Genomic DNA, 11,398 nt, shown 5'->3' on the forward strand with positions numbered 1-11,398 from the left:
ATTGATGGATACGGTGTAGGGATAGGCACAGGCCCGGAGGGCCCCGGTTCGGGGCGCCGACGAAGGGTTCAGAGCCTGGTCAGTGGAACATTGGATGTGATGTGAGTAAAAATCCTCGGGCCATTGAGCCACATGTGTAGAGCCGGATTCCAGTACCTGGAGGGGGTGTACCAGAGTCCGGTCTCGATATCGGCAATTATGTTAGTGCCGCGCCAGGGGCCGGGGGTCTGCCCGAAACCTCTGCCATCAACGTCTTCAGCATCATTTCCCTGTGACCACTGTACAGTACCTTGAGCGTCGAAAATGGCCAGGGGTTTTCCCTGTGGATCTGTATGGTAGTGCTTGCAGTGGCCGGAACTCCAATGACACAGTACGTACCCGTGCAAAGGGTGGGTAATCCAGTGGCCGATACCCCGGGATTTTCCGTCGACCTGGTGCGCCTCTGCCCAGATGCCCAGGCCGCTCCAACTGGTGGTGACCCGGCGTTGGCGGGACGATTTGCGGTGAGTACAGGTTTTGCTCAGCCGGCGCCCAAATGGATCATAGCGGAAATAAGTTTTGAAATCGCCACATTCCGCTGTGCTCATCAATCCCCAACCATCGTACTGGTATTGATAATCTCTGCGCCCGGGAATTTGCCGCTCGGCGACCACATTGCCGCGCTTATCCCTGTCGACCTGCGCCTGGGTAAACCCTGACTGTCGCATAGGATTTGTGAGCTGCAATGGGGGTTGTTTGTCGAATTGCCAGGCGAGGGCAAGGCCACTTTCCAGGCTTACGGGGCGACCGAACAGGTGTTTGAAAGTGCTGCGCACTTCCCCCTGTACATGGATTGAATTCTGTCCCTTGAGTTCGGTGCGCAACACCGGCTCGCCGTTGGCATCCACTCCGTAGAGTGTGCCGCAGGGTGTGAGGGTATAGGCCAGATCGAGGTTGTCGGAGCTGGCGCTTTTCAGCCAGCCGCGCGAATCATATTGGTATCTCAGGCTGAAATCACGCACGTCATTATTGTCGTGATTTTCGGCGGTAACCCGGCCGCGTCGATCGTATTTGAAGCGGACTGACGAGTGTAAATTATTGGCCTGTATTAGACGCTTTTGTGGGTCGTAGTGGAACTCACTAATTTGGCCGCTGTTATTGCGTATGCTGGCGAGGCTGCCATCGTCGTTATAGTGGAAGTACCAGCGGCAATCGTTATCGCAGTATTCACTGAGGCTGCCGTCAATATTGTAGTTCCAGTTAACGTAGCGCTTGTCTGGGGCGTGGTGACTGGTTAACTGGCCGAGCCCATCGTATTGCCACAGATAATCTCCGCTTGGAGTTTGCAGCTGGGTCAACTGCCCCTGGCCATTAGAGTGCAGTGCCCATTGGTTGCCATCGGCAAAATGTATCTGACAAATACGGCCGCAATGATCGTACTCCCATTGAAGACTCTGGCTGTTGCTGGCATGGATGGCGTGAGGTTGGCCGCGTTCGCAGTAATCGATCCCGTATTGATAACTACCAATGTGGCACTCGCGCAATTCGCCGGCGGGTCCATAACGCCATTCGCGCCAGGTTTCCCCGTTTACGATCAGTGTGGTTATACGCTGCCAGTGGTCGTACTCGAAGCCCCATTGTTTTTCACCGCGGCGAACGGTTTGTAACTGCCCCTGGCCATCCCAGGAAAACTCCACTGAGCCGCCCTCGGGGTCGGTGATTTGAGAGAGTAGGCCGCGTTCGCTGTAACGGAATTTCCACTCCTGTTGTTCTGGATCGATTATTGCCTGCGGCCGCCCCTTACCGTTGAAGCGGAAGATCCACGACAAATCCTCGTTGAGTAGGACTGCCTGGGGATAACCGTTTTCATCATATAGATAGCGTTTGCTGTTGACTCCCTCGGTGCTGCGCCGCAGGCGTCCGAACTCATCGTAGCGGAAGAAGCTGCGTCGTCCATCACCGTTAATGTATTGGCACAGGTTTCCGTAGCAATCGTAGAGCCAGTTTTTTTCTCGCTGACCCTGCCGCTCTTTGGTGAGCTGGCCGAATTGATTGAAGTGCAATTGTTGTGGGGTTAGATCCGTATCTTCCACCAGGCAATTACCTCGGCTGTGCTGCCAGGTTAGTAAGGTCTCGGATTCCTCTTGTATCAGCCTGTGGCAATGCCCCTGCAAATCGTATTCAAATTGACGTTTGCCCTTCACACCGCTGTGCGCTTGCACCAGGAATAAATCGTGATACTGGTAGCGTTCCCGATCGTGGTTGCTGCTAACTTCAGTCAGTAATCCGCCCTGGAATTCATAGGAGCACAACGTGCGCTGATCATCTGGAGCGTGATTATTGAGCAGCTTTCCGATGCGGCCGCCGCGAATTTCGAAGTCCAGTACCCGCCCCCAGGAGCTGACGATTTTTCTGGGCAGCCCTTCGCTATAGTCGATCGTCAGTGCGTTGCCGAACTGATCGCGAATTTCAGTGAGCGGGAGAGCGCTGTTGACTCCATCTGCGCGAAAAATTTTATCGGGCTCGTTAACAGATGAGAGCCGGTAGCTGTGCAGGCTTTGCCGGAATAGTAGTAAGCGTTCGAAGCGGTTGTAGCAGCTGTGACCAATTGCGGGTAATAGGAACTGCACCTTGCGCCCTTCGGCGGTATACAGTTCTATCTGATTATCCTGCACCACTAGCTGTTCGCTCAGCGAGTGGCGCCAGCCCGCCCCGACTCCACAATCCTCACTAATGCTAGAGCGATAGTAGCGTTTCCAAACAAATGGCAGTGGCCCCGGGATAGTGAGGTCCACCCGCTCGAAGTTCAGCTCGCCGGTTGCGGCGATGACCAGGTCCTTTACCAAGTGACAGCGCTGAAGTGACGGAACTTGAGTGCCCTGCGGATTGGTGCCCGGGACATTCACAAATTGAACTGGGCCCTCACCGATTCCGGGTAACAACTCGACTTCCGGCGCTGAGGCGATAGTGAAGGCATTGACCTCGACTGCCGGTGGCTCTGGCCATAGAGGTAGGCTGCAGTCGCTTGCAGTTTGGGCCTCAGGTAACTCTTCAATAGCCTCCAACCAGCGGCATACTGCCGCGGGGTTTCCCTGGGGGAAGGAGGCTGTGGAGGGACTGAGGATCTTGAGCAGGTTGGGGACCAGCTGGGTGAGACGTTCCGGTGTCATTCTTCAGCTTCCGGCAAACGGGTTTAGCGTTGCGCTTTTCGGATGGTTACATCGGGTGATTTTGGTCTTTGGGTTGCGCTTTGTTCTTGCGCTAGTAATTGTGCTGCGGGTTGGGAGGAGTATTCGAGAATCCCCGCGCTAATATTATCGCGCCCCCCCATTCTGTTGGCATCGTCGATAAAACGATAGACACATTCCAGCGCGGGGCGGTGAGTGGCTAGCACACGCTCAATCGCGTGGTCATCCAGATATTCGGTCAGACCATCAGTACAGAGTAATAACAGGGCGTTTTCTGTTAATTTCCAGCTGTTAATTTCTGCTTCTACGGTATTGGAAACGCCCAATGCGCGGGTTATGTGGTTTCGCACACTAGAGTGTTGTGCCTGTTCTTCAGTTATTTGTCCGCTATCTATCATTTCCTGAACAACGCTGTGATCTCGTGTAAGGCGCTGTAATCCGAAGTTATTCCACAGATAAGCACGTGAATCACCGATATGCGCAACAATTAAAAAGTCGTGCCACATGACTGCAACAACAATAGTAGTTCCCATTTTTGCAAAGTGGGGATTGGTACTTTTGGTATTCAGGAGGGCGTTGTTGGCACTGTTGATGGCGTCGATTAAAGTCGCGCGTAAAATTAATTGTTGCTGCTCTGGAGTGCAGGATAGAAAGGTGTGTTTTAAGAGGTCTTCTAAGTGGAATTGGACTGTTTCTGCCGCTATTTTGCTGGCTGTGGCACCACCTGTGTACCCCCCCATACCATCCGCTATTACGATATAAGCGAAAGGTTGGTCGGCACTGGCATACCAGCGAATACTATCCTCGTTTTCCTCGCGAACTTGACCAATGTCAGTGCGTCCGTTGACCGCCAGACTTATCTGATCCATGTCTGGTGCAACTCCCCTTTATTTAAATAGCAATAAAATGCAGCGTAACATGATTACAACCACTAACCAGGGTTCATGTTAACTTGGCATCAGATGATGTTTGAAATTTTTTTCCCTGATTTGCGATAATAAAACCTTTAATCATCACTAGAAAGGCATCGCGCCTTATAAATAAGGATTTGCTGGCAAAATGCCTCGTCTGCCCAGGCTCAATCTAATAGATATCCCCCAGCATATTGTGCAAGTCGGTCACAACAATTTGCCGTGCTTCTTTGATGAAGAGGATTATCAATATTATTTGATTAGTTTGCGAAATGCTGCTGATCAGTACCGTGTGGACGTACATGCATACGTCTTACTGCCCAATATGATTCAAATCATTGCCACCCCGAGAGTCCCGGATGGCATACCCTCAATGATGCAGTCTTTGGGTCGCCGCTATGTTCAGTTTGTCAATCACCGTTATAAGCGTTCCGGCACAATTTGGCGCGGGCGTTACAAGTCCAGTCTGATCGACTCCGATGCTTATTTGTTGACCTGTTACCGCTATGTGGAGCTGCGCCCGCTCTATCTGGGGCTTGCGGACTCCTTGGGTAATTACCGGTGGTCAAGTTTTAATCATCATGTGAATACTGAGCATAATCACTTGATTAAGGATCACCGTCTATATACCGACCTGGGTGAAAATGCAGCCCAGCGCGCCCAGGCTTACCGGAAGCTCTTTCGCTATAGCTTCGATAGCCGTCTACTCGATTACATCGCTGAGACCATCAAGCTGGGGCATGTTCTCGGTGGTGACGCCTTTAAAGATAAGATCGAACAAATCGCCAACCAAAGGGTTCGTCCACTTAAAAGAGGGCGCCCGAGAAAGCCAAAAAAAGTCGAAAAACAATTGGTGGAAACCAGCTAGATAAAAACGCATGATGAGTACAGGTGGTTTCGCCGTGCTGCGTATTTTTTTTACCTGTGGATAATTGACTGTGAGTAGAGCCACGATAACTGCCGGATTTCAAATCCACGGCGATAACAATAAAAAGGAACAAACCATGGACCTTGGCAGTGAAAGCCTGAAAGTCGCAATCCTGGGTGATTTTAGTGGTCGCTCCAGCCGTCGCCAGTGTGAGCCGGAAACCATTGCCCAGCGCAGGGTATATGTGCTGAATCGCGATACCTTCGAGGGTGTATTTAGCGATTTGGGGGTGAGCCTGCAGTTGCCGGTGATGGATGAGCCCCTGCAGTTGCCCTATTTCGACGATTTACATCCAGATTATCTCTACAGCCGCCTGCCACTTTTCAAACAATTTATCGCGCTCGGCCAACGCCTGCGCGATCCTGGGCAATTCCAGCAAGCCGCCGAGGAAATTCGCCAGTGGAAACCGGAGCTGGTTGAAACAGCGCGAGAAACTGCGGGTTATTCTGCCGAGCAGTCCCTTCTCGATGAAATCCTCGCGGCGGGACGCGAGCGCCTGGCCAGGGAGAGCGGTAGTGCTTTCCAAGTGGATCAGTTGATCAGGGATATCGTTGCGCCCTATGTGCAAAAGAGTGTGGACCCCATGCAGGGGGAGTATTTAAATGCTCTGGCCGAAGCGACCTCGGACACTATGCGCAAAGTGATGCACCACAGTGATTTCCGCCAACTGGAGGCGAGTTGGCTCAGTCTGCACTTTTTAATGAGACGGTTGGATGAGCACCCAAATTTGCAGCTGCATTTGATTGATGTCAGCAAGGAGGAGCTGCTTGCCGATTTCGCCAGTGCCGAGAGCGACCTGGAAAAGTCCCAGGTATTTAAACTGCTGGTCGAGCGCGAAACCGTTGCCGGTGACCGTCCCTACAACCTCGTTCTGGGTGATTTTTTTATCACCGATGAAGAGCGGGATCTGCACCTGTTGATCGATCTCTCAACAATCGCAGAAGCGGCTGGTAGTGCGCTGCTCCTCGGTGGTGATACCAAGCTGGCCGGTTGCCCCAACTTAGCCGGTTCGGTCGATCCGGATGACTGGTATTACCCCTTGAGTGAGCGCTTTGCCGAAAGCTGGCAGGCGGTGCGGGATTACTCCGCGAGTGAATATGTTGCTCTGGCTGGGCCCCGCTTTATGCTGCGCTTGCCGTTTGGTAGAGAGACCTCCACCACCGAGCACTTTGATTTTGAAGAGCTGACACCTGAACAGGGGCATCAGTATTACCAGTGGGGCAACAGTGCCTATCTGCTTGCCCTGGCAATCTGCCAGGGTTTTTCCACAACCGGCAGGCTCCAAGCCCCCACCTCGGCGACTTACGAAAGCCTGCCTCTGCACTTGCGCAAGCTGCCCCAGGGGCAGTGGATTACGCCCTGTGCCGAAGCCTTGCTCACCGACCGGGCAGCTGCAGAATTTGATCGGGCCGGGCTGAGTACTATGCGCTCGGTACAGGGGCGCGATCAGGTTATCCTGCCCAGTTTAAGGTCTCTCGCTGGTGGTGCTTTAAAGGGACCTTGGGGCTAAAAAATATTTCTCCGGCACGGCAATCTCTGCGGGCCGGATTTGAATTTGTTATGTGAAAGGCCTGTGTGCCCGGATCATTTCGTACTGATCTCTGTAGTTTGCATCCGGCGAAAGTGCGAAGTACATCAACTGTGTGAGTCAGGAAGACATGGATCTAATACTCTCAGTGTTGGCCGACCCCGCAGGGGCCAATATGCTCAAGCACACCAAACTGTTCACCAAAGAAGGGGGCAGTTTGGGGCGTTCCGCCGATAACTATTGGGTGCTGCCCGATCCCGAGCGAGTTGTCTCATCGCAACACGCGCAAATCTCTTGCAGTGATGGACAGTTTTTTCTGACTGATACCAGCACTAACGGTACCTATCATAACGATGGGGATACTCCCTTGGGTAAAGGGAATAAACTCCCTTTGAAGGAGGGGGATATTATTAATGTGGGGGATTACCGCCTCAAGGTGACGCTGCGACAGCCTCAGGCCGAAAGTGACCTGCCGAAAGGATTGGACAGTGCCGACTTCCTCGATACTTCCGATCGCACCACCTTCAATGCCAGCGCTATGGCCAAGATGCAGAGCCAGGCGGAGGCAAAGCAGCTGGATAATTGGTTGGAGCCTGGTGGCAGTAGCGATATTTCCCAGTCCGGCGAATGGGGGTATATCCCTCAGAATAACCAGAATACTCCCGCCCAGGATAATCTACTGGGCGCAGACCCGGGTCCCCTGGACCCTATGTCGGCCTTTGAACAACCCCAATCTTTCGGGGCGTCGGATGTACAGGGTTTCGGCTCTTTTGGTACTGAGCCACAGGGACAGGCCGCTCAAGGTGGATGGTCTGATTCAGATGATGAGTGGTGGAAAGATGGCAGCGACCAGGACCATGTGCCGGCAGATCAACACGCTGTGCGTATTTCCCCACAGGCTCCGCCGCAACAGTCGATCGAGCCCTCTTCCTCTGTAGAGCCCCAGGCACCTCAAGCGCAATCTTTCCAGGCGCCTCCCCCACAGCCTCAGGTAACTCCTCAGCCACCAGTTGCGCCCCCTCAGCAGCAAGTTGCCCCGCAGCAATCTGCGTTCGTTCCGCCGCAAGCACCAGCAGCGCCGCCGCAGCAGCAAGTACAACCGCAAGCTCAGCCCCCGCAGAGCCCACGGGATAACCCTTTTGCAGATTCTTTTGCTGCAATGCAGGGGCAACAAGTGGCCGGCGCGCCGGGTTTTGATGCCGGGCAGGCGCCTCCTGCTGGCCCCATAGGTTTTGCCGCTCAAGGGCAGAGCTTTTCCCAATTGCAACAGCCGGCTCCTGTCCAACAGGCCCCAGCTCCGCAAGCCCCGGTACCACCGGTGCAGCCCCCCCCGGCTACCCCGGTGTCCAGTGTGCTGGCTACAACCTTGGGCCTGCATATGAGCCCCGCTCAACAACAAATCGCGGATCAACAGGCTGCAGAAATTGTTCGTGAAACCGTCGCTCGCCTTATCGATCTCCTGCGTGCGCGCAGCAGTATCAAAAATGAGCTGCGGGTGCAGCGCACCATGATCCAGACAGAAGCGAATAACCCGCTGAAATTTAGTGCCACCGAGAGGGATGCGCTAGAGGCGATGTTTGCCGGTAACGGTGCGTTTTTACAGCCTAAAGAAGCAGTGCGGGATAGCTTCGATGATCTCTCCGATCATCAGGTCGCCGTGCTGGCGGGAATGCGCGCTGGTTACAATGCGATGCTGAGGTATTTCAGTCCGGATAATATCGAGCGCCGCCTGGGCAATACCTCCGGTGTATTCGGCAACAAGAATGCAAAAAAATGGGAGGGCTTCAGCGCGATGTACCGGGAATTAGTGGGCGACCCAGATGCCTGTTACCGCAAGCTCTTCGGTGACGAATTTGCAGAGACTTATGAAAACCAGTTGTCTGAGCTGAAGAATGCCAGACAGCTGAAAAATTAATAAATCGAAAGAGGGAATTGGTCGTGACGATATCAAAGCTACTGAAATTCACCCTGCTCGGCGTACTGGTGGTCAGTTTGGCGGCCTGCCAGACTACCAGACGCACCCTGAACCTGGACACCAGTGTCGAGCTGTCGGTGGATATCCGCAAGGACGTTAACCCGGATGATGACGGTCGCGCATCGCCGGTGGTGGTGCGTGTGTTTATGCTGGCAGACGATCGCCAATTTGCCCGCGAAGACTTTCTCAACCTGTATGAAAATGCAGAATCCCGTCTCGGTAATGATCTTCTCGATACCGTTATCTTGAAAGAGTTCGCTCCCGGCGAGCAGCGTGTGGAAGAGCTGCCTTTGACACCGGAAGTGAAATATATCGGTCTGCTGGCGGAATTTGTTCAGTATCAAAAAGCAGATGCACTGATGGTGTTGCCGATCACTGATCACAAGAAAAATACTTATCAGGTCGCCCTAGCGGATACCCGCATTGGCACACCGGAGAATATTGCCAAAAGGCGCCGGGGTATTGTTTCGCCTCTGTCGCGCAATGATGATGGCGGCAAGGACGGCGATACGGTAACACTCTCCAGTGAAGATTATGAATTGATGAAAAAGCGCCTTCAGGAAGCGGAGCAATCCAAGTAGAGCGTCGTTCAGGCCAGTTTTAATTAAGCTCCATTCCAATTGAGTTGGGCTTTGCAAGGAAGACATATGTCGGTTAACAACAAGGTGATCTGGAGTGAGGGCATGTTCTTGCGCCCTCAACACTTCCAGCAACAGGATCGCTATCTCGAGCAGTTGGTCGAAGCGCGCACGGCTTCGTTGGGGCCCTATACCTGGGGTGTGCTGGAGCTGGCGATTGATAGTGAACCGCTCTCTATGGGCAAAATATCACTCTCCCGCGTGAGGGCGATATTTCCTGATGGTACACCCATCCTGGCACCCGAAAATGAAATTTTGCCAGATGTCCTGGATGTGCCGGTTAACACCCGCGATGAGATCGTCTACCTGTGTGTACCGATGAAGCGCCCCGGCAGCCAGGAATCGATTCGCGACCAGGAAGATTTCCCCCAGGCACGCTACCAGACCGCAAACTTTGATGCGCGCAATAGCGCCGCGGCCTCCGGTGAATCCGCCCGTATCCAGGTGGGCAAACTGCGCGTGTGTCTCAAACTGGAGAGCGACGACCTCAGCGGTTATGCGGCTATTGGCATTGCCAGAATACGCGAACGGCAGCCGGAAAAGCCGGTTGAACTGGATTCGGACTATATTCCTCCGCTTTTGAATGCAGAGACTTCGGCGGTCATCAAAGCCTACATTGAAGAAGTTAAGGGACTGCTGGATCACCGCGGCTCAGCCTTGGGGCATCGCTTGAGTGACAGTGGTCGCAGTGGCTCCGCAGAAATTGCCGATTATCTGTTACTGCAGGTTATCAACCGTTTTGAACCTCTGTTAAAACAGATTACTGCCCAGCCGCGCCTGCACCCACACAGCTTGTTTGTGGAGCTGCTGCAACTGGCTGGCGAGTTATCGACATTTACCTCATCGACCAAGCGCCCACCGGAAATACCCAATTACTCGCACGAAAACCTGCAGCTCAGCTTCTCCGGTTTGTTTTCTGCTTTGCGTCAGTCCCTCTCCACAGTCCTGGAGCAGACCGCTATTGCGATGGAGTTGGTGCAGAGAAAATTCGGTATCTATGTGGCTCCGGTTTCCGATCCGTCACTGCTCAAGACGGCAAGTTTCGTGATGGCCGCCAAAGCGGATATGCCTGGAGACCTGCTGCGCAGCCGCTTCCCCACCCAAGCCAAAGTGGCGCCGGTGGAGGCCATCCGCGAGTTGATTTCCGCCCAGTTGCCTGGGTTGTCACTGCGCCCCCTGCCGGTGGCGCCAAGACAAATTCCCTATCACTCAGGTTTTACCTATTTCGAAATGGAACGCAGCGGTGAGTTGTGGCAGGCCATGCAGAGGTCTGGTGGTTTTGCTGTGCATCTCGGAGCGGAATTTCCAGGGCTGACCATGGAGCTCTGGGCCATAAGGAATAACTGATATGAGCAATGACAGCTTCAGCCCCCCTCCGGCACCTAACGCGGGTGACAGGACAGTAATGATTCCTACCCCAGGCGCCGCAGCTCCGGCGCAGCCCGGTCCGGCTGCGCAGCCGCAGTTCTTCGCCAATCCCGGCAGTTCTGCGGATATGCAGATTCGCAACAGTTTGAACCCGCTGGTATCCGCCGCCTCCAAACTGCTGGGGGTGATTATCAAACTGCGCACAACCATGAATCACTCCAATGTGCCGGACCTGCACAAACGCCTGACCAAGGAAATCCAGGCATTTGAGCGGGAGTCCAAACAGTTGGGCCTGGCTCCAGAAACGGTGCTTACTGCCCGCTACCTGCTGTGTACCGTGGTGGACGAAGTGGTGTTAACCACCCCTTGGGGAACGGCGAGCGGCTGGAGCCAACACTCTCTGCTCAGCCTGTTTCACAAGGAGACGTTCGGCGGTGAGAAATGCTTTGCCATTCTGCAGCGCATGCTGGAAACCCCAGCTTCACACCTGGAGCTTTTAGAACTCTTCTACCTCTGTCTCAGCCTCGGCTTTCAGGGTAAATATCGCCTGGTACAGCGGGGCCACGAGCAGATTGAGCAGATTCGCGATGAGCTGTACCGCACGATAGAGCAGCATAAAGCGGCGATGGACCGGGATCTCTCCCCGCATTGGCAGGGCTGTGTCGAGCGCAAGTCCGGCCTGATTCACTATGTGCCTCTGTGGGTGATTATGAGTGTCGCGCTGGGATTGTTGGTTGCTACTTATAGTGGCTATCGCTGGTGGCTTTACGAAACGACCACACCCGTGGCAGACCGTGTAGTGGAATTAACAGGCAGTGACAGCGAGCCCCCGCAAGGGGAAGGGTGACACTCGGACCGAATTGATCCGGTGCTGCTTGAGCCC

The 11,398-nt window shown here is 54.0% G+C and carries 8 protein-coding genes; 6 read left to right on the forward strand and 2 right to left on the reverse strand.

Features of this window, described 5'->3' with window-relative positions:
- Positions 1-68: 68 nt before the first annotated feature.
- Positions 69-3,149 (reverse strand): DUF6531 domain-containing protein, encoded by a 3,081-nt coding sequence (locus ACJJID_RS18760; protein WP_444920770.1) that lies wholly within the window; start codon positions 3,147-3,149, stop codon positions 69-71.
- Positions 3,150-3,172: 23 nt separating this feature from the next.
- Positions 3,173-4,036, reverse strand: coding sequence for a Stp1/IreP family PP2C-type Ser/Thr phosphatase (locus ACJJID_RS18765; RefSeq protein ID WP_152450737.1), 864 nt, complete (start codon positions 4,034-4,036; stop codon positions 3,173-3,175).
- Between the two features lie 190 nt (positions 4,037-4,226).
- On the opposite strand from ACJJID_RS18765, the gene ACJJID_RS18770 reads away from it, so the two are divergent.
- The 6 genes from ACJJID_RS18770 (at position 4,227) to icmH (ending at position 11,362) form a co-directional block, all read left to right on the forward strand.
- Positions 4,227-4,946 carry a transposase gene (locus ACJJID_RS18770; protein ID WP_444920771.1) on the forward strand — a complete coding sequence of 240 codons (720 nt, stop codon included), beginning with the start codon at positions 4,227-4,229 and terminating at the stop codon, positions 4,944-4,946.
- Between the two features lie 70 nt (positions 4,947-5,016).
- The gene (locus ACJJID_RS18775; protein WP_444920772.1) at positions 5,017-6,516 is read left to right on the forward strand and encodes a type VI secretion system contractile sheath domain-containing protein; all 1,500 of its coding nucleotides are present in this window, start codon (positions 5,017-5,019) and stop codon (positions 6,514-6,516) included.
- Positions 6,517-6,664: 148 nt separating this feature from the next.
- A complete protein-coding gene (gene tagH / locus ACJJID_RS18780) occupies positions 6,665-8,449 on the forward strand; it encodes a type VI secretion system-associated FHA domain protein TagH (RefSeq protein WP_444920773.1) in 1,785 nt (594 codons plus the stop codon).
- 23 nt (positions 8,450-8,472) lie between these two features.
- Positions 8,473-9,090, forward strand: a complete 618-nt coding sequence (gene tssJ / locus ACJJID_RS18785; protein WP_253868788.1) for a type VI secretion system lipoprotein TssJ — start codon at positions 8,473-8,475, stop codon at positions 9,088-9,090.
- Positions 9,091-9,156: 66 nt separating this feature from the next.
- Positions 9,157-10,494: a type VI secretion system baseplate subunit TssK gene (tssK, locus tag ACJJID_RS18790; RefSeq protein ID WP_444920774.1), complete on the forward strand. Its 1,338-nt coding sequence runs from the start codon at positions 9,157-9,159 to the stop codon at positions 10,492-10,494.
- A 1-nt stretch (position 10,495) separates the two neighbouring features.
- A complete protein-coding gene (gene icmH, locus ACJJID_RS18795; RefSeq protein WP_152450748.1) occupies positions 10,496-11,362 on the forward strand; it encodes a type IVB secretion system protein IcmH/DotU in 867 nt (288 codons plus the stop codon).
- Positions 11,363-11,398 lie beyond the last annotated feature (36 nt).

This window comes from Microbulbifer sp. CnH-101-G (genome assembly GCF_052466775.1).